Below are 19,902 nucleotides of genomic sequence, written 5' to 3'. Positions count from 1 at the left end.
TTAACAGTACACAAAGTTAGTTGTTAATTCAGGCTGTTCTGGCGGCTTTGTGGAGGAACAAGTCTTTCAATATTGCCAACAACAAAATTAGTTATATCCCCAACTATCTTATCCAATTTGTCGTTTATGGCTTTACCTGTCGCTACATCTTTAGCATATTCATATAGAACTAAAGCAGCTACAGCTGTACATGCTGTGGTTAAACCGGTTTTCGCTATAATTAGCATCGATAGCCCTGCTGCAAATATGGACATTAGCCCAATAGCTAGGTTTATAATTTTATTTTGTGTCGTTTGTTGCGCTGCTTGGGCTTGATCTGCCTGCTTGTTTTCTAAAACATTCAGTATTGTTTTTAAGGCAATTTTTATCGCTATTGTTGCAACTGAGACCATAATTAGCCCTATAGCTATTTTTGCTAAAAGAAAAATCGACGGCTGCATCATTACGAATAATAGCAAACCAGCCCCTATAGCAAGCAATTTGATATTTATTTCTTTAGATTGATTTTTATTATCAGGCATTACAACTTCCCCATTCTGCTTAATAAGCTATTTAATTTAACATGAAGTGCAAAAGTAACCAAGATATATTTTATGCAAAAGAGTGTATTAAAAAGTGTTTTTCATGTTGTTCTTTACTAATTCACGATTAGGTTTAAAATTTTAGAAAGAGGTTTTCTAACTTATTGTATCATTTAAAACTCTTATATATCGTTTTGAATCAATTGGAGAGAATTTAAGTGCAAAACGCGGTTTTAGTTTTACAAGATGGCAAATGCTTTTTGGGAAAGTCGGTAGGTAAAAAGGGCAAGTGTATAGGTGAAGTCTGTTTTACCACTAGCACAACTGGCTACCAGCATACTATAACTGACCCTTCTTTTGCTGATCAAATTATAACGTTCACTTTCCCTCATATTGGTAGCATTGGGATAAATAACAAAGATAATGAAGGAGAGAAAATTTTTGCAAGTGGTGTAATTATGCGTGAACTTTCTCCTGCATCTCATCCTTCTTCATATATTAGTTTAAATGACTGGTTAGAGAAAAATGATGTAGTTGGAATATCAGGAGTTGATACTAGAGCTTTGACGAGACATTTGAGAAAATATGGATCTCAAAATGGAATAATATGTTCATTAACCTGCCCTCTAGCGTGTGACACTGGAATCTATAATGATCAAGCCACACGGGTAATAGAGGATCTATTGGGTGAACTAAATAAATACAACCCTAAAAGGGGAATAAGAATAATAAATAAAGTCAGCTTAAATAATAACTTTAAAAACGATCCTAATGCAAAATACAAAGTTGTGGCGGTTGATTTCGGTGTAAAGGCTAGTATAGTTACACGCTTAATAGAGCTTGGTTGTGCAATCGAATTGATTAAGCCAGAGAGAGGTTGTGCTCAAAAAATATTAAACATGGATCCGGATGGTATAGTGCTTTCAAATGGTCCTGGTGATCCACAGGAAATAGGAGAGAGTATAATGCCAGAGATAGAAGTTGTTATAAAATCCAAAATACCAATTCTCGGCATATGCATGGGTCATCAGTTACTTGCGATCACTTTAGGGGCAAAAACCATCAAGATGCATACTGGTCACCGAGGAAGTAACCACCCAGTTTACAATGTAAGTAGCGGAAAAGTTGAGATCACAAGCCAAAATCATGGTTTTTTTGTTGATTCAGCTTCTCTTCCAAGTAATGTCAAGATTACTCACATTTCTCTATTTGACAATAGTATAGAGGGAATAATGATGAAGAATTACCCGGTCTTTTCTGTGCAATATCACCCAGAGAAAGCGCCGGGTACGCACGATTCACATTATCTATTTAGGCACTTTATTAACAATATTGAGTTGTATAAAAAAAAGTCTGCATGATTTTAGTCAGATAAAGTTTTATTGCTTGATTTTTTAGTTTTAGATATTTAGCATTAAATATAATAAAAGCTTAAGATAAGGTATTTGGGTAGTGCTCTCTTAACAAGTTTTTGTGGAGGAGTGACTGAGTGGTTAAAGGTAACAGACTGTAAATCTGTCCGCATTGCGTACGTAGGTTCGAATCCTACCTCCTCCATTGTGCGGGTATAGCTTAATTGGTAAAGCTCTAGCCTTCCAAGCTAGTGAAGTGGGTTCGAATCCCACTATCCGCTCTTTTTTTTGTTGTATTTTTATAAAATCAACATATTATTTATTTATGTATTTATATTTTAGGTGGAAAAGTTTAAATTATGACACAAATAGTAGAAGCATTTGGGAAGCCACATGTGAATGTAGGGACAATAGGGCATGTGGATCATGGGAAGACGACGTTGACAGCGGCGATAACGAAATATTATGGAAGTTTTGTAGCATACGATCAAATAGACAAAGCACCTGAAGAGAGGAAAAGAGGGATAACAATAGCAACGGCGCACGTTGAATATCAGACGGAAAAGAGGCATTATGCACATGTTGATTGTCCTGGACATGCTGACTATGTGAAGAATATGATAGTAGGTGCAGCGCAGATGGATGCAGCAGTACTGGTAGTGTCTGGAGTTGATGGGCCAATGCCACAGACAAGAGAACATATACTACTCGCAAAACAAGTTGGTGTTAAGCATGTAGTAGTATATATAAATAAAGCCGACGTTGCTGATCACGATATGATGAGTTTGGTGGAGATGGAAGTTAGAGAATTGTTAACTAAGTATGGCTTTCCTGGAGATGAGGTACCAGTTATCGTGGGTTCAGCATTGAAGGCGTTGGAAGGGGATGAGAATAGTGAATATGGTAAAAAGTCAATGGATAAATTGATGAAAGCATTAGATGAGTATGTGCCAGATCAGCCAAGGCCTGTGGATTTGCCATTTTTAATGCCAATTGAAGATGTATTTTCAATATCGGGGCGTGGAACGGTAGTAACAGGAAGAATAGAAAAGGGAGAAATAAAAACAGGTGAAGAGGTGGAGATAATAGGTCTAAAAGCGACACAAAAGACGATATGTACTGGTGTTGAAATGTTTAAGAAGATGCTGGATAAGGGAAGTGCAGGACTCAATATAGGGGTATTACTTAGGGGAACAAAAAGAGAAGAAGTGGAAAGGGGGCAAGTATTAGCAAAGCCAGGAACGATAACGCCACATAAGAAATTTAAGGCTGAGGTGTATATATTGAAGAAAGAAGAAGGAGGGAGGCACACACCATTTTTTGTGAATTATCAGCCACAATTTTATATAAGAACTACAGATGTAACGGGGAGTATAAAATTGCTGGAAGGAAAGGAGATGGTAATGCCAGGAGATAATGTAAGTATAGAAGTGGAATTACAGGCATCGATAGCGATGGATAAGGGATTACGTTTTGCAATAAGAGAAGGTGGTAAAACTGTTGGTTCTGGTGTCGTTTCCGAAATTTTGGAGTAAGTTGGTGACTAAGATTGAGCAAGAGATACATATTAAAATTGAAGCTTTTGATTGTTCAAGATTAGAGGAGTATATTAGAAAGTTTGTGCGTGAATTTAAGGATAAATTAAAGCATTCTGGTGCAAGGTTATCTGGTCCGGTTGCATTACCGAGAAGGAATTTTAAATTTAATGTTAATAAATCTCCTCACGTTGATAAAAAATCTCGTGAACAACTTGAACAGAGGATTTCTAAACGTTTGATTGTTTTGTATAATCCCACTCCTACTATAATGCAAATGCTTGGAAGTTCATCTTTCCCTTCTCCTCTTCCTGGAGTAGAGGTTGATTCAAAAATCAAGAAAGTTAAAGTTTAGGAGAGGAGAATGAAGAGGATAAATTCGCTAAAAAGAATTGGTTTATTAATGATAAATATTGGTCACACTGCTGTATACTCTAATAATGGTCGCGTGGCTGTGACTTTATTGTATCTCGATGAAACTTATGTTCTTGATATAAAAGAGCAAGGTAAGTGTGGTTATAATTCAGTTATTTTAGGTACTGGAGATTTTAAAAATATTGCAAAGCCGCAGTTAGAGTATTTAAAGGAGAGAGGAATAAGTAGTAGATGTAAATTATATGAAAGTAGATTAAGTGATCTCTCAGGAATAGAGTGTGGTAAAAGAGTGGGTATTAATCATTTTGTGGTTGGTCAATATCTTGATATTACAGGTTATTCTGTAGGTAAGGGGTTTGCTGGTGTGATAAAACGACATAATTTTAGTGGGCTTAGGGCATCTCATGGTGTTTCTATTGCTCATAGGTCACAAGGTTCTACTGGTCAATGTCAGGATCCTGGTAGGGTATTTAAGGGAAAAAAAATGGCTGGTCATTTAGGTAGTAGTAGGGTAACTGTACAGAATATGAAGATATTATCTATCGATCATGAAAATAATATAATAGCTGTAAAAGGCAATAATGTTCCTGGGTTTAGAAATTCTTATGTTTTTGTAAGGGATGCAGTTAAAAAGTCTTTACATAAAGATGTTCCTTTTCCAGTAAGTCTGCTGTTAGATGCAAATGATGGTGATGCTAGTGGTTTGGTAAATTAGTTATGGAATGTAAATTAGTTAATCTGTCTAATGATAGTGTAGGTATTGCTCATCTTAGTCCTATGATATTTTCTGTTGAGCAAAAATTGAGTGTTTTGCATGATATAGTTAGGTGGCAGTTAGCAAAAAGAAGGGCTGGTGCTCATAAAACAAAAGGCATCAGTGATGTTTCTGGCACAACAGCTAAGCCTTATAGTCAGAAACGCACTGGTAGGGCAAGACAAGGGAGCTTGCGGTCTCCTCAATTTAGAGGTGGTGGAGTTATTTTTGGTCCTGTTGTTAGAAGTCATGCCTATTCTCTTAATAAGAAAGTACGCAAACTTGGTTTAAAAATTGCTTTATCTCTAAAATATTTTAATAATCAAGTAATTATTCTTGATAATTTGAATGTTGATGTGAAAAAAACATATGAAATGTGTGAATATATTAGAAACTTTAAATTTTCTTCCTTTTTGATAGTTGGTGATTATGGAGATGGGTTGCTACGTGCTACTAGAAATCTACATCATGTGAATTTGATCAAGCCTATTGGGTTGAATGTCTTTGATATATTAAATCACGAATGCATAATGTTGACAAGCGACGCTTTAAAACATCTCGAAGGTAGATTGTTATGATTAAGTATAATAATATAATAAAATATCCTATCATTACAGAAAAAGTCTCTTTTTTGAGGGAGAAGTTTAATAAATATTCTTTGTATGTTTGCGTAAATGTAAATAAGCATAAAATAAAGTCGGCAATAGAGTTTCTATTTAATGTCAATGTTTCCTCTATAAATGTTGTTAGAGTTAAACTTAAACGTAGGCGCTTTAGAGGTGTGAATGGCTATGAAAAGCAAAAAAAGAAAGTTTATTTCTCTTTAGTGGATGGTCAAAAATTAGATATAATGAGTGTTTAATATGGGTATAAAATTTCTTAATCCTGTCACTCCGTCCTCTCGTGGAACTGTGTTAGTGAGTAAAGTTGGTTTATCAATAGGTAAGCCAGAAAAGTCTCTTACGTTTGGTAAAAAGTCCAGTGGTGGGAGAAATAATTGTGGTAGAGTTACAACTCGTCATAAGGGTGGTGGTCACAAAAAGAAGTATAGAATTATAGATTTTAAACGTAACAGAAATGATCAGGGCATAGTTGAAAAAATAGAGTATGATCCAAATAGGGGTGGTTTTTTAGCGTTAATATCATATAAGAGTGATAATGCTAAATCTTATATATTGGCTCCACAAAATATAAAGCCTGGTGATATTGTGATGTCAGGTGATGATTCTGATATATTGCCAGGCAATTGTTTACCATTGAAGTGTATACCTGTTGGTTCTTTTGTTCATGGTGTTGAGTTAAAGCCAGGTAATGGTGCTGTAATTGCTCGAGCTGCTGGTTGTTATGCACAAATTGTTGGTCGTGATGGCAACTATGTTTTATTACGATTGAGGTCTGGTCAAGTTAGGTTGATTTTATCTTCTTGCAAGGCTACTATTGGTGTAGTTTCTAATCCTGATCGTAAAAATAGAAAATTGGGTAAGGCAGGAAGAAGTAGATGGTTGGGAGTGAGGCCTACTGTTCGTGGGGTTGCTATGAACCCAGTGGATCATCCTCATGGGGGTGGAGAAGGCAAGACTTCTGGTGGACGTCATCCTGTTACTCCTTGGGGTGTTTCAACAAAAGGAAAGAAAACTCGGAAGAAAAATAAATTTAGTGACAAGTATATAAAACAATTGAAAGGTTAGTTTATGAGTAGGTCTGTGTGGAAGCCACCTTTTTGCCATCCTTCTGTGCTAAGGTTGGTGAATAGAGCTTTAAAGGAGGGTTCTATTAATAAGGTGATAAAAATTCATTCCAGGGGTTCTGTAATTCTTCCTAATTGTTTGGGTTTAAAATTTGCTGTTTATAATGGTAAAGATTATATACCTGTTAATGTGAATGATCAGAATATGATAGGTCATAAATTTGGTGAATTTTCACCTACTCGTAAATTTACTGGGCATAGTGGCGATAAAAAGGCAGCAAGAAGGTAATTGATATGAAAAACAAGAATGTAGTAATTAAAGCTAGTTCTAGGGCTTTAAAATCAACTCCTCGTAAGTTAAACTTGGTTGCCAGTTTAGTACGCGATAAGAAGGTTTCTTTTGCTACTGTGCAGTTGAGGTTTTGTGAAAAGAAGGCTGCTGCCCTTATAGGAAAAGTGTTAAATTCTGCAGTTGCTAATGCTCAGTACAATTATGGGTTGGATGTCGATAATCTGTATATAAAGGAAATTTTGATAGGCAAGTCTTTTACTTTGCGTAAGGTATATCCAAAAGCTATGGGTAGGGCTAATAGAGTTAGCAAGCGTTATAGTAGTATGACTATAAAGTTAGAGGAAATTGTGTGATTTGTAAGAGTATAAAATTAGTGAGGGATGTGTAAAATATGGGGCAAAAGGTTAATCCTATAGGATTTAGGTTGAAAATAAATACTAATACTTGGGATTCTATTTGGTATGCTAATAAAGATTACAAAGAGAAATTGCATCAGGATTTATCTATTCGCAGTTACATAAATGAGTCTTTTAAGCATGCTGGTCTTTCCAAAATAATTATAGAGCGTAAAGTTGATCTGGTGTCTGTAACGATACATTCTTCTAGGCCTGGGGTGATAATAGGTAAAAAAGGTTTGGATATTGAGAAGGTAAAACAAAAAATAGCTGAGAAAGTAAAAAATAATGTAGAGGTGAATATAGTAGGAATAAAAAGATCCGAGATAGATGCAACTTTAATATCAAACAGCATAGCACAACAGTTGGAAAAACGTGTTTCATTTAGAAGAGCGATGAAAAAAGCTATTCAAAGTTGTTTGAGAATGGGAGGTGGGGGTATTAAGGTAAGTTGTTCTGGACGTCTTGGTGGAGCTGAGATAGCTCGTACTGAATGGTATAAAGAAGGTCGTTTGCCTTTGCATACTTTACGTGCTAATATAGATTATGCTTTTTGTGAAGCAAAAACTATATATGGTATTATAGGAGTTAAGGTTTGGGTTTATATTGTTAGTTAAGGTGTATTGAAATGTTTGTTCCCAAAAAGAGTAAGTATAGAAAGATGTTTAAAGGGCGAATTAAGGGTAATACGAAAGGTGGTAGCACACTATCTTTTGGGGGTTATGGCTTAAAAGCTATAGAAGCAGGTAGGGTTCAGTCTAAGCATATTGAGACTGTGAGACGTGTAATATCTAGGACGTTAAAACGTTCTGGTAAAGTGTGGATAAGAATTTTTCCTGATACTCCTGTTAGTAAAAAACCGGCAGATGTACGGATGGGTAAAGGAAAAGGTAGTGTTGAATTTTGGGTGTTTAAAGCTAAGCCTGGTAAGGTGTTGTTTGAAATTAGCAGTGATGTTTCCATACATTTAGCAAAATTGGCGCTTGAGAAGGCAATTGCTAAACTTCCTATAAAATGTAAATTTGTATCTAATCATAGTTAAATGGAGTTACAATGGATATAGCTGATATTAGATTGAAATCCTCGCAGGAATTGCGTGAAATTCTTGTAAATTTGAGAAAAGAGTTTGTTAATTTGGTTTTTCAAAAGAGGTTGGGTCAGTGTAATAATATTTCGCGTTTTGCCTTGATAAGAAAGAGTATAGCTCGTGTTTTGACTGTATTAAGTGAAAGAAAAATAGAGGAAAGGAATGCCTAAGAAAGTTTTTTGTGGTGTTGTAACTAAGGCTGAGTGCGATAAAACTGTTAAGGTTTCAGTGTTGCGAGTATATAAGGATAAACTGTACAAAAAAGTTATAAAGAGATACAAAAAGTACACAGCGCACGATGAAAATAATAGTTGCAAAGAAGGAGATAGGGTTTTTATACAAGAGCACAAGCCTATTTCTGCTACTAAAAAATGGGTTGTGGTTCGAGTTGAATAGGGTATTTATATGATTCAGAAAAATTCATTATTAGAAGTGGCTGATAATTCTGGTGCGCGTGAAGTGCTTTGTATTGGCTTATTAGGTGGTAGGAAGGCTGCATCCATAGGTGATATAATTATTGTGTCTATTAAGACTATCAACCCAAAGGGGAAGGTTGAAAGGGGAAAAGTGTATAGAGCAGTTGTTGTTAGAGTGAAAAATCGAATTAGAAAATCTGACAACTCTGTGATTCGTTTTTCTAGCAATGCTGTAGTTTTAGTTAATAATCAAGGTGAACCGCTTGGTACTCGAGTATTTGGTCCAGTAAAAAAGTTGCCATCTGGTTCTTTTATGAAGCTAATGTCATTAGCTGTAGAGGTTTTGTAATGAGTGCGAAAATAAGAAGTGCTGATGACGTTATAGTTTTAACTGGTAAAGATTGTGGAAAAATTGGTAAAGTAATCAGAGTTGTAACGTGTGGTGCTAAGAAAAAGGTTGTTGTTTCTGGGGTAAATGTGAATAAGAAGCATACTAAGCCAAAAGCTGGTAGTAGTGGTGGTATATTAAATAAAGAATTAGCTATTGATATATCTAACGTTGCAATATTAGACCCTAAGTATAAAGCTCCAACTAAAGTAGGGTTTAAGGTTATAGATGGCAAAAAAGTACGTTTTGCAAAAGTTTCTGGCGAAGTAATAGACTAGATTAATATGTTTAAGGAATTGTACAGGGATAGGGTAGTAGAATCCTTAAAGGATAAGTTTAATTACAAAAACATAATGCAAGTGCCTAAACTTATCAAGGTGTGTGTTAACATGGGTGTTGGAGATGCTGCCACGGATAGCAAAGCAATCAATGAGCCGCTTAATGACCTGCATTTAATTGCAGGGCAAAAGCCTGTGTCAATGTCTGCAAAAAAATCTATTTCTGGCTTCAAGATTAGAAAAGGTGCTACAGTCGGTTGTAAAGTAACTTTGCGTAAAGATAAAATGTATGAGTTTTTAGAAAGGTTGATATATATTGCTTTACCAAGAGAAAAAGATTTCAGGGGGTTTAGTGTAAAGCAATTTGATGGTAATGGTAATTTTTCCTTTGGTATAAAGGAGCATGTCTCATTTTTAGAAATAGATTGCAATAAAATAAGTAAGATTAGAGGTATGGATGTTAATATTGTAACAAGTGCAATTAGTGATAAGGAAGCAAAAGAGTTATTGCTAGCTTTTAAATTTCCCTTTTTTGATTAATTAAGAGAAGAGGTATATGGCAAAAAAATCTATGATACAAAAAAATCTTCGTAGGGTAAGATTGTGCGATCAACATAGAGAGAAAAGGGAAAAATTAAAATCTATAATGAATGATAAAAGTATACCTATTGGTGAGAGGTTTGCGGCTCAAAATAAGTTAATTAAAAAGTTGCCTAGAGATTCTTCTCGAACCAGAGTTAGAAACAGGTGTGCTTTAACTGGAAGGCCAAGAGGAGTATATAGAAAGTTTGGTTTATGTAGGATTGTTTTGCGTGATTTATGTTCTTTTGGGAAAATTCCGGGAGTTACAAAGTCTAGTTGGTAATATGATATAAGGAGTATATTGTGGCGTTATCTGATAGTATTGGTGATTTTTTAACAAGGATACGTAATGCTCAATTGGCAATGCATAGAACAACAAGAGTTTTTTTTTCTAAAGTGAATTCTGCTATACTGAAGATCTTAAAGGATGAAGGATATATCCTTGATTACCAAAAGGAAATTGTAGGTAATGTACCGTCTTTTGTTGTAAGATTGAAGTATTATAAGAAGTTGCCTGTAATTAGAGATATAGTTAGAGTATCAAAACCTGGTTGTCGTCGTTATTCTCAATGCAAGGATATTGCTAAAGCGTATAATGGGCTTGGTATTTTTATTATGTCTACGTCAAAAGGAGTGATGACAGACTACAATGCACACAAGTTGAAAGTTGGTGGGGAAATTTTGTGTCGTGTGTTTTAGGTGATTGGAGGAATTTATGTCTCGTATAGGTGCTGCGCCCATCAATATTCCTGTTGGTGTTTCAGTTGAGTACAGCGATGGTAAGGTGTTAATAAAAAGCGCTAAGGCGGAAAAAGAGCTTAGGCTATGCAGTAATGTTGTGTGCAATGTTGTTGATAATCAGTTGTTGCTTTCCGTTGATCAAAGTAAAGACAATTATGGTAAAATAAAACCCATATGGGGCACTTATAGAAGTAATATTAACAATATCATTAATGGTATGGTTAATGGTTTTTCTGTTGATCTTGAGATTAATGGTGTTGGATATAAAGCTGAGTGTTATGATAAGTATTTGACTTTGTATCTTGGTTATAGTCATAGTGTTAAGTATAAGGTGCCTAAAGATGTTGAAATTAAGTGTGTAAAACCAACTCACTTAGTGGTTAGTGGTATGGACAAGCAAAAAGTCTATGTGGTAGCATCTGATATATGCAAGATTAGAAAATATGACCCTTATAAAGGTAAGGGTATTGTTATACAAGGTAAATTTATGTTGCGTAAAGTTGTAAGTAAAAAGAAGTAATTAAGATGAGAAGGTTATATAATTTTTTAAGTAATTTTGAAAAAAGGAAGTTACGTAGTAGAAAGAAGCTCCTTAATGGAGTTAAGCGTTTGCGTGTATCCATATTTAAATCTAATAGACATTTTTACGCTCAGTTAATCAATGACGAAAAAGGAGTAACTCTCGCTTCTGCGTCTACTTTGGATGCTAAAATTAGGGATGTATGTAAAGGAAAGGTCAACGCTGAAACTATAAAACAGGTTTCTTCTTTAATGGTTGAACGTCTATCTTATATGAAGTTAGAACAAGAGTTGGTGTTTGATCGTGGAGCATATAAGTATACAGGGTTGGTTTCTCAGTTTGCTGAAGCTTTACGAAGCTCTGGGTTTAAGTTTTAGAAGGGTTTGAATATGACTATAAAGAATTTACAAAATAATGATGATTTATCGGAGCTTTTAGTTTCAGTACGAAGAGTAACGACAGTTACCAAAGGTGGTAGAAGGTTTGCATTTTCAATTTTGGTTGTTGTTGGAGATGCGAAGGGTAGGGTAGGATGTGGAATGGGCAAGCATGCAGAAGTTGCTGAAGCGAGAATAAAAGCTGTAAATGCTGCAAAAAAGTCGATGATTAGGGTGTATTTGCATGAAGGTAGAACTTTGCATCATGATATTAAAGCTAAGTTTTGCTCTGGTGAAATAGTTTTAAGAGCGGCCAGAGCTGGAACAGGTATTATTGCTGGTGGAGCGATTAGATCGGTTTTTGAAGTGCTAGGCATAAAAGATGTAGTAGCGAAGTCTACTAGGTCAAATAATCCTCATAACGTTATATGTGCAGTGTTTAAGGCTTTTGACAATATGTTATCTCCTCGTCAAGTGGCGAGTAAAAAGGGCAAAAAGATTAGCGAGATAGTTGGAAATAGGTAGGTATGAATAGTACTATAAAGTTAAGCTCTATATTTACTAAATTATCAAAAAAAAAGAAGCCTAAGTTGCTAGGTAGGGGTATCGGTTGTGGCAAAGGCAAAACATCTGGTAGGGGACATAAAGGACAGAAGGCTAGGAGTGGTATTTCCATAAATGGGTTTGAAGGTGGGCAACAGTCTATATATACTCGTTTACCTAAAAGGGGTTTTAATCCTGTACGCAGAAATATATGCTCCATAATTAATGTTGGTGATGTGCAGCGCTTAATGGAAGCTAAAAAAATAGTAAAAAACTCTGTTATAGACAAAGAAATGCTGTATAAATTAGGTTTTATAAAGTCTGTCAAGGATAGAATCAAGCTTCTTAATAAGGGTAAGCTGAATGAAAAATGTGTGTTTCATGTTGACTTTACATCAGAAGCTGCAAAAAAATCTGTAGCTTCAGTTGGTGGTAGCGTAAAAATACTATCATAAATAATGAGTAACAAGTCTGTATTTAATAGCTTGGATCCTGCATTATTGTATAAAGGTGATTTGTTAAAGCGCGTATTTTTTACGCTAATCGCTTTGATTTGTTATCGTTTGGGCACTTATGTGCCTATTCCTGGAATTAATCTTAGTATAATTAATGATATCTTCCCTAAAGAAGGTCCTGGTGTTTTTGGGGTATTTAATTTATTTTCTGGTGGTGCATTGGCTAGGATGACGATCCTAGCACTAAGTGTTATGCCATATATAGTTGCATCTATAGTTATGCAGTTATTATCTTCTGCCATCAAAGGAATGAATGAAGTTAAAAATGATGGAGAATTAGGACGTCGAAAGATGAATTCTTACATACGTTATATGACCATAGTATTTTGTGTATTTCAATCAATTACTATTTTAATTGGGTTAGAAAAAATGAATAGAGAAGGAACATTGGTTGTGATTGGGCCTGGTGTTATGTTTCGTACAGTAGGAGTCTTTAGCCTTTTAGGTGGAACGATGTTTCTAATATGGCTTGGTGAGCAAATCAGCGCTAGTGGTGTAGGTAATGGCATCTCGTTGATCATTTTTACAGGCATAATATCAGAGCTACATAGTGCTTTTTCATCCCTGTTAACGTTAAATAAAAACGGTAGCATATCGTTATTTATTATCCTTTTTATTTTTGCGTTGTTTTTTTTACTGTTACTTTTGATTATTTTTATAGAGTCTTCTTATAGAAAAGTCATTGTTCAATATCCTAAAAAGCAGTTTAAAAAGTTATATAATGACGATTTTACTTATATCCCATTAAAGATTAATTTATCTGGGGTAATACCAACTATTTTTGCCAATTCAATTTTGCTGACGCCTATTTCAATTGCAAATTTTTATAAGGGACATGTTTTTTCTGATTTTATTTTAAATTACTTCATGGCAAACAAAGTAATTTATATTATAGCTTACTTAGCACTTATAGTATTTTTCAACTTTTTCTATACTAATTTTATATTTAACCCAGAAGAAAATGCTGATTTTCTTAAAAAGAATGGTGGCTTTATACCTGGTAGAAGACCTGGGAAACACACTTCTGATTACCTTCAAGATATAGTTTTTAAATTAACGTTTATCGGTTCTGCATATTTGGTAGTTATATGTGCCGTACCTGAAATTATAAGATATTATTATGATATACCATTTATTTTTGGTGGAACAAGCTTATTGATTATAGTGAACGTTATTACTGATACTATTATGCAAATACAATCCTATATCTTTTCAAATAGGTACGGTAGCTGGATAAAGAAATATGAGTCTAAGGCGAGGAAATTAAGATGATTATTACAATTTTTGGTCCTCCTGGCTCTGGTAAAGGTACTCAATCAAACCTATTAATAGCAAAGTATAACTTAAAGTTAATTTCAGTAGGGGATTTATTGAGAAATATTATATCTAGCGGTGGCGAGTTAGGTAAAAAAATAAAAGATACCGTAGAATCTGGTAATTTGATTCAAGATGAAGTTATATGTGAGTTGTTACGTGACCAGCTTACATTGGTAGATGATAATTTTTTGTTAGATGGTTTCCCGAGAAATTTAAATCAAGCTCTTTTCTTAACTAGAATTTTGCGAGAGAAGTATAATAGAGATGTGAATATTATTATTGAGTTACAGCTTGATGATAAGATTGCTATTGATAGGTTAAAGAATCGTCTTGTGTGCTTGGACTGTAAGGGTGTGTACAGTGCAACTTCTTTCAAAAATGATGATAATCTTGTTTGTATGAAATGTAAAAGCGCAAGACTAGAGAGGAGAATTGATGATTCTGACTTGTCTGCAATTCATAGAAGGATAAGTGAGTACTACATCCAAATAAAGAGTTTACGTGAATATTATAAAGACAGATTATTAACGGTTAACGCTAACCTTGATGTTGTTCAGGTAAAGCAAGAGATTGAAAGCAAAATTTCTTGCAATTTAGTTTGACCCTAAGTTATTTTATGGTATAACTTAAGAGTTATTATTAATAAAGTATCGTAGTACCAGTGGCACGTATTGCAGGTGTAAATGTTCCAGTAAAGAAATGTGTTCCTTTTGCATTAACTTATATATATGGTATAGGTATTGCTACTGCAAACTCAATTTGCCGTACTTGTGAAATTGATAAGGGTAAGCGTGTTTCAGAATTGCGGGATAAAGACATAGAAAAGGTCAGCAGTTTCATTAGGCAAAATTATAATATAGAGGGTGAGCTTAGAAAAGAAGTGGCTATGAATATAAAGTCTTTAGTGGAAATGGGATGCTATAGAGGGGTAAGACACAGAAAAGGTTTACCTGTGAGAGGACAAAGAACTCATACCAATGCTAAAACTCGTAAAGGTAGATCTTGGTTGCCTATTGCTGGAAGGAAATAAAATTTATTGTTATTGCGAGTTTTAATGAAAAAGACCAGAACAGTGGGTAAAAGTACAAAAAAGTTTGTTACTGGAGTTATTCATATTCGCGCAACTTTTAATAATACTTTTATAAATGTAACTGATGTCCAGGGTAACACTTTATACCAAACTTCTGTAGGTGCGCATGGTTTTTCAGGTTCAAGAAAATCCACGCCTTATGCTGCAGGTAAGGCTTCAGAATCTGCTGCAAAAGTTGCGGTAGAGAAATTTGGTATGAAAGTTGTTTCTATAATAATTCGTGGTCCTGGTTTTGGTGCTGAAGCTGCAGTCAAAGCGCTTCAAGGCTGTCGGTTAACAGTAACCTCAATTGCAGACAAGACTGCGATTCCTCATAATGGGTGTAGGTTAAGGAAAAAAAGAAGAGTATAGGATATTTGAAAAGGTTATTTTATGTATCATAATGACAGTGTTTCTATTTTTGGCAATTTAGGTAAGTTGACTAGACCTAATTCAATTAAAGTGGTGCCAGGTGACTCAAATAGAAAAGGTGATATAGTACTAGAGCCATTGGAGAGTGGTTTTGCTTTAACGTTAGGTAATGCATTAAGGCGTGTGATGTTATCTTCTCTTGTAGGTAGTGCTGTTTATGGAATAAAAATCGCAGGCGTAACTCATGAGTTTACTTCAGTTCAAGGAGTAAGGGAAGATGTAACTGATATAGTACTAAATATGGGTATGTTGAGGTGTAAATTGAATGGCACTTCCAGTAAATGCTTAAATTTGAGTGCTAAAGGACCTTGTCAGGTATTGGCTGGTATGATAGAGACTGATGATCAGTGCTTTATTGTTAATAAGGATTTACTGATATGTACGCTAGGGCAGAATGTAGAGCTCAACATGACTATATATGTAGCTAGCGGAAAAGGCTACCTTCCTGTTATTAAATCTAAAGAAAACGAGTTTTTGAAGCTTATGAATGAGCAGGACTTAATTGGTTTCATTCCGGTTAATGCTCTGTATAGTCCTGTCAACAGAGTTTCATATAAGGTGGAGAATAGTCGTGTTGGTCAAGTTACTGATAAGGATAAGTTGATATTGTCAGTTGAGACTGATGGTACAATTTCTCCAAGTCAAGCTGTTGATTCTGCTGCAAGGATATTGCAGGAGCAACTTCAGCCTTTTATTAATTCTGATGCAGGTTATAAAAAATCACATATTTCTTCGTCTAGTGGTTATAGAAATTTGTGTTACGACCCTGTTTTATTGCGTAAAGTGGATGAAATGGAGTTGTCTGTTAGGTCACATAATTGCTTGAAAAATGAGAATATTACTTATATAGGTGATCTTGTGCAGAGAACAGAGAGTGAAATGTTAAGAACTGCCAATTTTGGTAGGAAGTCTTTGAATGAGATTAAAGCGGTTTTGAGTAATTTGGGCTTATCTTTAGGTATGGATGTCCCGGGTTGGCCGCCTAAGGATATAGATGCATTGGCTAGACAACATACTGATGAAGATTAGGTGATATATGAAACATGTAATAAAAAAGCGTAAACTGTCTCGTTGCACTGAGCATAGGTTATCGATGTTGAAGAATCTATCTATTTCATTAATTAACCATGAGCAAATTATAACTACTTTACCGAAAGCTAAAGAACTTCGTCCATATGTAGAAAAATTTATTACAGTTGCTAAAAATAAAAATACTTTGCATGGTAGAAGGCTTTTACTTTCACGCCTTCATAACAATGAGTTAGCAGTTGATAAATTATTGAATGTTTTAGCTAGTCGTTATCATGGTCGTAATGGTGGGTATTCTAGAATAATAAGATTTGGCGCTCGAAAGGGTGATTGTGCTTTAATGGCAGTGGTAGAACTAGTTGATAGGGATATTGCAGCAAAGGGTAAGGTCTATAGTAAAAGTAAAAAAAGAAGCGGAGAAGGAAATAAAGTAGTTACAAAAAGTTAATTGTTATCATTTTCTGATGATAGGTTGTTTTGGTGAGTTATTGATTTTAATATATTTTAAGCTGAAGTGGTATTATGTTATAAAGCACCGTTATCGTTGTAAGTTTGATGAAATTGGCTTAATTGTATCTAAAAAAAAGAGCTGATTTTTATGGAAGTTAGAGCAGTCTACTTGGAAAAAAGATACCGCTATCTTCTCTTCAATGTCAGTCTATTGTAAATTACTCCAAATGTTTTCTAAGTAAAAACCTTATTTTTTTAGATTATTCAGTCAGGTATGATTTATGTTTTCTTTCTCTAAAGAAAGGACCTGTCTATATAAAAAATGCTTGAATTGAAGAGTGACGGCTAAAGTAATTTAGATTTACTAAAATAGATTTATGACTAAATTTTCCAATTATAAGTTATACCTTAAGTTGTTGTTCTGGTACGTGACGCCATCTGCCACGCAAATTGCCTGCAAATCTCACTGTTCGTGCAGTTGTGTGTCACGCTGCTTAGATGATAGGAGGTAATGCAAGAGAAAAAAATTAGGGCTTTGCTAGTTTGGTCTTTTATTATAATAATTATAGATTTATGTTCTTAACGAAAATGATGCTTAGAGCCTTCTTCTTGATTTTTATATTCACAGTGTTTATGCCACTGCCAAACGCTGATGCAAGGAAATATATCACAATTGTTGGATCTTCAACTGTTTTTCCTTTTATCTCGTTTATAGCTGAAGACTTCAGTCGTGTGTTCTCCTTTAGGACCCCAGTTGTGGAATCAATAGGAAGTGGGCCAGGGTTCAAAATGTTTTGTTCAGGAATGGGGGAAAACACGCCAGATATCGCCACTTCATCTCGTCCTATAAAAGATGCAGAGAGAGAGCTATGTAAAAGGAATAAAGTTAATGAAGTGGTGGAAGTTATTATTGGCTATGATGGAGTAGTAGTCGCAAATTCGAACCAAAGCCATAGATTTGATTTTACAAAAAAGGATTTATTTGAAGCTTTATCCTTATATTCCCAAGAAGATGGTGAGCTAGTAAAAAATAATAAGAAGTTTTGGTCTGATATAAATCAGGTTTTACCAGAAACAGAAATTGAAATTTATGGTCCACATCAAAATATGGGCACGTACGAAACTGTGATTAATTCTATTATGCTTGATCAATACTCATGTATGAATTCAGGAATTTTCAAAGAGAATTATAAGGATTCAGAAGAAAGAAAGAAAGCTTGTAGTAGTATAAGGGATGATGGAAGGTATATAGAAGTTGGTATTAATGAAAACATAATAATACAAAAATTGAAAAGTAACAAAAATGCCTTAGGGGTATTTAGTTTTAGCTTTTTAATGAGGAACCAAGATAAAATACAGGGAAGCACAATTGCAGGGATTGAGCCAACTTATGAAAATATATCGTCGGGCGAATATACATTAGCAAGGCCTCTATATCTTTACATAAAGAAAGAACACTTGAATACCGTTGATGGATTAAGAGAATTCATTAGAGAAGTTGTAGATTCGATCAGTACTAAAGATGGATATCTATCTAGGCTCGGTCTAATCCGGCTTTCAGATGAGAATATAAAGAAAGTTGCAGAAAAAATTTATGATATAGCGTAATATCTTTTTTTTCTAGAAGGTACCTCTATGGAAAATCATCACCACTTGCAAACTTTCCGCTCAGTTGTATTTATTGTTGGAGTATTCTTATTGTTATTTAGCTTAATAATGGTCATTCCTGCTATTACTAATAAGTGTCTGAGCTACGAATGGAAAAATTTTCTAGCTGGGTTCATAATTACCTCTACATCTGGCGCAACTTTTATTTTATTAGGTAGACTAATTAGATTGCATGGAATGCCCGCTATTTTTGCGATTACTAGTTGTACCTGGGTTGCTTTATCTCTATTTGCAGCTATTCCATTCTACCTTGATAATCTGAGCTATGTTGATGCATTGTTTGAAACGGTATCTGGCCTTACAACAACAGGAGCAACTGTATTTAGTGATGTCGAAAAGCAATCTCCAGGAATACTGCTATGGAGAGCAATGCTGCACGGCATAGGAGGTTTTGGTATAATCACTGTAGGAATTGCGGTTTTTCCTATGCTTAAGGTTCTGAGTCTAAATAATTTACTTTATTCTGAATATTCAGATGCTACAAAAAGAAGATTACCAAACACACGAAGTGTAATGATTCATGCTACTGCAATATATTATGGCTTAATTTTGCTATGCATATTTTTCTATTATTTGGCTGGTATGCCATTATTTGACGCAATATGTCACGGGATGTCTGCTGTATCAACTGGTGGATTTGCTAACTATAACGATTCCATAGGGCACTATAATGATCCCATATTGAAAGCCATCACGATCATCTTTATGATCTTGGGTTCTCTGCCTTTTCTTAGCTATTTAAGAATTATAGGACGATTATATATTTACCATGATGAACAGGTCTTTTACTTTGTTAGAATAGTTATTGTCTCATCTTTATTTGCTTATTTTTGTTTGTATAAAAATGTTAATTTAGGAATATCATTGTCATTTATAGACAGCACATTTACCATCACTTCTTTTATCACGTCAACTGGCTATGTGGTGTGCAATTACGTAGATTGGAGTTTTATTTCAGTCTTAGCTTTTTTTCTAACCTTTGTTGGTGGATGTGGTGGTTCTGCAAGTGGTGGAATCAAAGTCTTCCGTTTAATTGTTTTTCTGAGATCTATAGGAAATCACTTTCATCTTTTACTTAACCCTGATGCAGATAATAGAGTAAAATTTAATGATAAGACCCTAGAAAATGATGAAGTTCGCTCTGTCTTTACGTTTTTTGCAATTTACATATTAACGTTCGCTATATCATCAATAGTGATGTCTTACTTAAGTAACACAGACTTTGTAACTAGCATTAGCTCAGTTTCTGCAACGCTAACAAACTCTGGTCCAGGATTCAGTAACTTAATAGGACCTTCAGGTAATTATTCTTCTTTTAGTAACGAAGTAAAGCTATTTCTGTCGTTTTTAATGCTGCTTGGCAGACTTGAAATATTGCCAATCTATTTTTGTATAGGCAGCTTGTTCTTATTTAACAGAAGAAAATAGCTTAATCGGAGTGGACTGAGCTGGGGTAAAGGAACATAGCCTAAGCGATATCACCCAATTGGCTGATTGGTATTCGGATTTTTTTAGCCACAAAAACAGAACTAAAAATTCCTTAGCAAATTTTAGCAGCTCCCTAATTATGATATTAGGG

31 protein-coding genes and 2 tRNA genes are annotated in these 19,902 nt (G+C 34.7%); 32 read left to right on the top strand and 1 reads right to left on the bottom strand.

The genetic code is table 11. The annotated features are described in order from the left end of the window. Positions 1 to 23: 23 nt before the first annotated feature. A complete protein-coding gene (locus QUS22_RS01245) occupies positions 24 to 521 on the bottom strand; it encodes a hypothetical protein (protein ID WP_289513172.1) in 498 nt (165 codons plus the stop codon). A 218-nt stretch (positions 522 to 739) separates the two neighbouring features. Between QUS22_RS01245 and carA the strand changes: the two genes are divergently transcribed. The 32 genes from carA to QUS22_RS01085 all read left to right on the top strand — a co-directional run bounded on the left by carA (position 740) and on the right by QUS22_RS01085 (position 19,751). Beyond that, a complete protein-coding gene (gene carA / locus QUS22_RS01240) occupies positions 740 to 1,882 on the top strand; it encodes a glutamine-hydrolyzing carbamoyl-phosphate synthase small subunit (protein ID WP_289513171.1) in 1,143 nt (380 codons plus the stop codon). A gap of 114 nt (positions 1,883 to 1,996) precedes the next feature. After that, a tRNA-Tyr gene (locus QUS22_RS01235) sits at positions 1,997 to 2,078 on the top strand. A gap of 4 nt (positions 2,079 to 2,082) precedes the next feature. After that, positions 2,083 to 2,154: transfer RNA gene (locus QUS22_RS01230), tRNA-Gly, on the top strand. 78 nt (positions 2,155 to 2,232) lie between these two features. Further along, positions 2,233 to 3,408 (top strand): elongation factor Tu, encoded by a 1,176-nt coding sequence (gene tuf, locus QUS22_RS01225; protein WP_289513170.1) that lies wholly within the window; start codon positions 2,233 to 2,235, stop codon positions 3,406 to 3,408. Positions 3,409 to 3,421: 13 nt separating this feature from the next. Next, positions 3,422 to 3,763 (top strand): 30S ribosomal protein S10, encoded by a 342-nt coding sequence (rpsJ, locus tag QUS22_RS01220; RefSeq protein ID WP_289513275.1) that lies wholly within the window; start codon positions 3,422 to 3,424, stop codon positions 3,761 to 3,763. A gap of 9 nt (positions 3,764 to 3,772) precedes the next feature. Beyond that, a complete protein-coding gene (rplC, locus tag QUS22_RS01215) occupies positions 3,773 to 4,498 on the top strand; it encodes a 50S ribosomal protein L3 (RefSeq protein WP_289513169.1) in 726 nt (241 codons plus the stop codon). A gap of 2 nt (positions 4,499 to 4,500) precedes the next feature. Then, on the top strand, positions 4,501 to 5,115 hold the full coding sequence (gene rplD / locus QUS22_RS01210) for a 50S ribosomal protein L4 (protein WP_289513168.1): 615 nt from the start codon (positions 4,501 to 4,503) through the stop codon (positions 5,113 to 5,115). Beyond that, positions 5,112 to 5,399 carry a 50S ribosomal protein L23 gene (locus QUS22_RS01205; RefSeq protein ID WP_289513167.1) on the top strand — a complete coding sequence of 96 codons (288 nt, stop codon included), beginning with the start codon at positions 5,112 to 5,114 and terminating at the stop codon, positions 5,397 to 5,399. The genes rplD and QUS22_RS01205 overlap by 4 nt, the downstream gene beginning before the upstream one ends. Before the next feature lies 1 nt (position 5,400). Beyond that, positions 5,401 to 6,225 (top strand): 50S ribosomal protein L2, encoded by an 825-nt coding sequence (gene rplB / locus QUS22_RS01200; protein ID WP_289513166.1) that lies wholly within the window; start codon positions 5,401 to 5,403, stop codon positions 6,223 to 6,225. A 3-nt stretch (positions 6,226 to 6,228) separates the two neighbouring features. After that, complete coding sequence (gene rpsS / locus QUS22_RS01195) at positions 6,229 to 6,513, top strand: 30S ribosomal protein S19 (protein ID WP_289513165.1); 285 nt, start codon at positions 6,229 to 6,231, stop codon at positions 6,511 to 6,513. Between the two features lie 5 nt (positions 6,514 to 6,518). After that, positions 6,519 to 6,869: a 50S ribosomal protein L22 gene (gene rplV / locus QUS22_RS01190; RefSeq protein WP_289513164.1), complete on the top strand. Its 351-nt coding sequence runs from the start codon at positions 6,519 to 6,521 to the stop codon at positions 6,867 to 6,869. 38 nt (positions 6,870 to 6,907) lie between these two features. Continuing rightward, positions 6,908 to 7,528: a 30S ribosomal protein S3 gene (gene rpsC, locus QUS22_RS01185; RefSeq protein ID WP_289513163.1), complete on the top strand. Its 621-nt coding sequence runs from the start codon at positions 6,908 to 6,910 to the stop codon at positions 7,526 to 7,528. A gap of 11 nt (positions 7,529 to 7,539) precedes the next feature. Beyond that, positions 7,540 to 7,953 (top strand): 50S ribosomal protein L16, encoded by a 414-nt coding sequence (rplP, locus tag QUS22_RS01180; RefSeq protein ID WP_289513162.1) that lies wholly within the window; start codon positions 7,540 to 7,542, stop codon positions 7,951 to 7,953. Between the two features lie 11 nt (positions 7,954 to 7,964). Next, entirely contained in the window at positions 7,965 to 8,168 is a 204-nt protein-coding gene (rpmC, locus tag QUS22_RS01175; protein ID WP_289513161.1) for a 50S ribosomal protein L29, read from the top strand. Next, positions 8,161 to 8,394: a 30S ribosomal protein S17 gene (rpsQ, locus tag QUS22_RS01170; protein ID WP_289513160.1), complete on the top strand. Its 234-nt coding sequence runs from the start codon at positions 8,161 to 8,163 to the stop codon at positions 8,392 to 8,394. Before rpmC ends, rpsQ begins: the two co-directional genes overlap by 8 nt. A gap of 9 nt (positions 8,395 to 8,403) precedes the next feature. Then, positions 8,404 to 8,763, top strand: a complete 360-nt coding sequence (rplN, locus tag QUS22_RS01165) for a 50S ribosomal protein L14 (protein ID WP_289513159.1) — start codon at positions 8,404 to 8,406, stop codon at positions 8,761 to 8,763. Then, positions 8,763 to 9,080, top strand: a complete 318-nt coding sequence (gene rplX / locus QUS22_RS01160) for a 50S ribosomal protein L24 (RefSeq protein ID WP_289513158.1) — start codon at positions 8,763 to 8,765, stop codon at positions 9,078 to 9,080. Before rplN ends, rplX begins: the two co-directional genes overlap by 1 nt. A gap of 6 nt (positions 9,081 to 9,086) precedes the next feature. Beyond that, a complete protein-coding gene (gene rplE, locus QUS22_RS01155) occupies positions 9,087 to 9,620 on the top strand; it encodes a 50S ribosomal protein L5 (protein ID WP_289513157.1) in 534 nt (177 codons plus the stop codon). 16 nt (positions 9,621 to 9,636) lie between these two features. Next, the gene (gene rpsN, locus QUS22_RS01150; RefSeq protein WP_289513156.1) at positions 9,637 to 9,945 is read left to right on the top strand and encodes a 30S ribosomal protein S14; all 309 of its coding nucleotides are present in this window, start codon (positions 9,637 to 9,639) and stop codon (positions 9,943 to 9,945) included. A gap of 20 nt (positions 9,946 to 9,965) precedes the next feature. Next, positions 9,966 to 10,361: a 30S ribosomal protein S8 gene (gene rpsH, locus QUS22_RS01145; protein ID WP_289513155.1), complete on the top strand. Its 396-nt coding sequence runs from the start codon at positions 9,966 to 9,968 to the stop codon at positions 10,359 to 10,361. 16 nt (positions 10,362 to 10,377) lie between these two features. Continuing rightward, a complete protein-coding gene (gene rplF, locus QUS22_RS01140; protein ID WP_289513154.1) occupies positions 10,378 to 10,923 on the top strand; it encodes a 50S ribosomal protein L6 in 546 nt (181 codons plus the stop codon). 5 nt (positions 10,924 to 10,928) lie between these two features. After that, positions 10,929 to 11,300 (top strand): 50S ribosomal protein L18, encoded by a 372-nt coding sequence (rplR, locus tag QUS22_RS01135; protein WP_289513153.1) that lies wholly within the window; start codon positions 10,929 to 10,931, stop codon positions 11,298 to 11,300. Positions 11,301 to 11,312: 12 nt separating this feature from the next. Beyond that, a complete protein-coding gene (rpsE, locus tag QUS22_RS01130; protein ID WP_289513152.1) occupies positions 11,313 to 11,825 on the top strand; it encodes a 30S ribosomal protein S5 in 513 nt (170 codons plus the stop codon). A 2-nt stretch (positions 11,826 to 11,827) separates the two neighbouring features. After that, positions 11,828 to 12,298, top strand: a complete 471-nt coding sequence (gene rplO, locus QUS22_RS01125) for a 50S ribosomal protein L15 (RefSeq protein ID WP_289513151.1) — start codon at positions 11,828 to 11,830, stop codon at positions 12,296 to 12,298. 3 nt (positions 12,299 to 12,301) lie between these two features. Continuing rightward, a complete protein-coding gene (gene secY, locus QUS22_RS01120; protein WP_289513150.1) occupies positions 12,302 to 13,630 on the top strand; it encodes a preprotein translocase subunit SecY in 1,329 nt (442 codons plus the stop codon). Then, the gene (locus tag QUS22_RS01115; RefSeq protein ID WP_289513149.1) at positions 13,627 to 14,277 is read left to right on the top strand and encodes an adenylate kinase family protein; all 651 of its coding nucleotides are present in this window, start codon (positions 13,627 to 13,629) and stop codon (positions 14,275 to 14,277) included. The genes secY and QUS22_RS01115 overlap by 4 nt, the downstream gene beginning before the upstream one ends. A gap of 59 nt (positions 14,278 to 14,336) precedes the next feature. Beyond that, the gene (gene rpsM / locus QUS22_RS01110; protein WP_289513148.1) at positions 14,337 to 14,705 is read left to right on the top strand and encodes a 30S ribosomal protein S13; all 369 of its coding nucleotides are present in this window, start codon (positions 14,337 to 14,339) and stop codon (positions 14,703 to 14,705) included. 24 nt (positions 14,706 to 14,729) lie between these two features. Continuing rightward, on the top strand, positions 14,730 to 15,116 hold the full coding sequence (rpsK, locus tag QUS22_RS01105; RefSeq protein WP_289513147.1) for a 30S ribosomal protein S11: 387 nt from the start codon (positions 14,730 to 14,732) through the stop codon (positions 15,114 to 15,116). A 21-nt stretch (positions 15,117 to 15,137) separates the two neighbouring features. Then, complete coding sequence (locus QUS22_RS01100; RefSeq protein WP_289513146.1) at positions 15,138 to 16,205, top strand: DNA-directed RNA polymerase subunit alpha; 1,068 nt, start codon at positions 15,138 to 15,140, stop codon at positions 16,203 to 16,205. A 7-nt stretch (positions 16,206 to 16,212) separates the two neighbouring features. Next, a complete protein-coding gene (gene rplQ, locus QUS22_RS01095) occupies positions 16,213 to 16,653 on the top strand; it encodes a 50S ribosomal protein L17 (RefSeq protein WP_289513145.1) in 441 nt (146 codons plus the stop codon). A gap of 593 nt (positions 16,654 to 17,246) precedes the next feature. Continuing rightward, positions 17,247 to 18,263 (top strand): substrate-binding domain-containing protein, encoded by a 1,017-nt coding sequence (locus tag QUS22_RS01090; protein ID WP_289513274.1) that lies wholly within the window; start codon positions 17,247 to 17,249, stop codon positions 18,261 to 18,263. Between the two features lie 27 nt (positions 18,264 to 18,290). After that, the gene (locus QUS22_RS01085; protein ID WP_289513144.1) at positions 18,291 to 19,751 is read left to right on the top strand and encodes a TrkH family potassium uptake protein; all 1,461 of its coding nucleotides are present in this window, start codon (positions 18,291 to 18,293) and stop codon (positions 19,749 to 19,751) included. Positions 19,752 to 19,902 lie beyond the last annotated feature (151 nt).

The organism is Wolbachia pipientis (assembly GCF_030373985.1).
In the GTDB taxonomy this organism is placed as follows: Bacteria; Pseudomonadota; Alphaproteobacteria; order Rickettsiales; family Anaplasmataceae; genus Wolbachia; species Wolbachia pipientis_D.
This window is presented reverse-complemented; position numbering and strand designations above follow the sequence as displayed.

Coding starts and splice junctions, on each gene's coding strand:
- QUS22_RS01245 (WP_289513172.1), bottom strand. CDS start 521: ATGCCTGATAATAAAAATCAATCTAAAGAAATAAATATCAAATTGCTT.
- tuf (WP_289513170.1), top strand. CDS start 2,233: ATGACACAAATAGTAGAAGCATTTGGGAAGCCACATGTGAATGTAGGG.
- rplC (WP_289513169.1), top strand. CDS start 3,773: ATGAAGAGGATAAATTCGCTAAAAAGAATTGGTTTATTAATGATAAAT.
- rplD (WP_289513168.1), top strand. CDS start 4,501: ATGGAATGTAAATTAGTTAATCTGTCTAATGATAGTGTAGGTATTGCT.
- QUS22_RS01205 (WP_289513167.1), top strand. CDS start 5,112: ATGATTAAGTATAATAATATAATAAAATATCCTATCATTACAGAAAAA.
- rplB (WP_289513166.1), top strand. CDS start 5,401: ATGGGTATAAAATTTCTTAATCCTGTCACTCCGTCCTCTCGTGGAACT.
- rpsS (WP_289513165.1), top strand. CDS start 6,229: ATGAGTAGGTCTGTGTGGAAGCCACCTTTTTGCCATCCTTCTGTGCTA.
- rplV (WP_289513164.1), top strand. CDS start 6,519: ATGAAAAACAAGAATGTAGTAATTAAAGCTAGTTCTAGGGCTTTAAAA.
- rpsC (WP_289513163.1), top strand. CDS start 6,908: ATGGGGCAAAAGGTTAATCCTATAGGATTTAGGTTGAAAATAAATACT.
- rplP (WP_289513162.1), top strand. CDS start 7,540: ATGTTTGTTCCCAAAAAGAGTAAGTATAGAAAGATGTTTAAAGGGCGA.
- rpmC (WP_289513161.1), top strand. CDS start 7,965: ATGGATATAGCTGATATTAGATTGAAATCCTCGCAGGAATTGCGTGAA.
- rpsQ (WP_289513160.1), top strand. CDS start 8,161: ATGCCTAAGAAAGTTTTTTGTGGTGTTGTAACTAAGGCTGAGTGCGAT.
- rplN (WP_289513159.1), top strand. CDS start 8,404: ATGATTCAGAAAAATTCATTATTAGAAGTGGCTGATAATTCTGGTGCG.
- rplX (WP_289513158.1), top strand. CDS start 8,763: ATGAGTGCGAAAATAAGAAGTGCTGATGACGTTATAGTTTTAACTGGT.
- rplE (WP_289513157.1), top strand. CDS start 9,087: ATGTTTAAGGAATTGTACAGGGATAGGGTAGTAGAATCCTTAAAGGAT.
- rpsN (WP_289513156.1), top strand. CDS start 9,637: ATGGCAAAAAAATCTATGATACAAAAAAATCTTCGTAGGGTAAGATTG.
- rplF (WP_289513154.1), top strand. CDS start 10,378: ATGTCTCGTATAGGTGCTGCGCCCATCAATATTCCTGTTGGTGTTTCA.
- rplR (WP_289513153.1), top strand. CDS start 10,929: ATGAGAAGGTTATATAATTTTTTAAGTAATTTTGAAAAAAGGAAGTTA.
- rpsE (WP_289513152.1), top strand. CDS start 11,313: ATGACTATAAAGAATTTACAAAATAATGATGATTTATCGGAGCTTTTA.
- rplO (WP_289513151.1), top strand. CDS start 11,828: ATGAATAGTACTATAAAGTTAAGCTCTATATTTACTAAATTATCAAAA.
- secY (WP_289513150.1), top strand. CDS start 12,302: ATGAGTAACAAGTCTGTATTTAATAGCTTGGATCCTGCATTATTGTAT.
- QUS22_RS01115 (WP_289513149.1), top strand. CDS start 13,627: ATGATTATTACAATTTTTGGTCCTCCTGGCTCTGGTAAAGGTACTCAA.
- rpsK (WP_289513147.1), top strand. CDS start 14,730: ATGAAAAAGACCAGAACAGTGGGTAAAAGTACAAAAAAGTTTGTTACT.
- QUS22_RS01100 (WP_289513146.1), top strand. CDS start 15,138: ATGTATCATAATGACAGTGTTTCTATTTTTGGCAATTTAGGTAAGTTG.
- rplQ (WP_289513145.1), top strand. CDS start 16,213: ATGAAACATGTAATAAAAAAGCGTAAACTGTCTCGTTGCACTGAGCAT.
- QUS22_RS01090 (WP_289513274.1), top strand. CDS start 17,247: ATGCTTAGAGCCTTCTTCTTGATTTTTATATTCACAGTGTTTATGCCA.
- QUS22_RS01085 (WP_289513144.1), top strand. CDS start 18,291: ATGGAAAATCATCACCACTTGCAAACTTTCCGCTCAGTTGTATTTATT.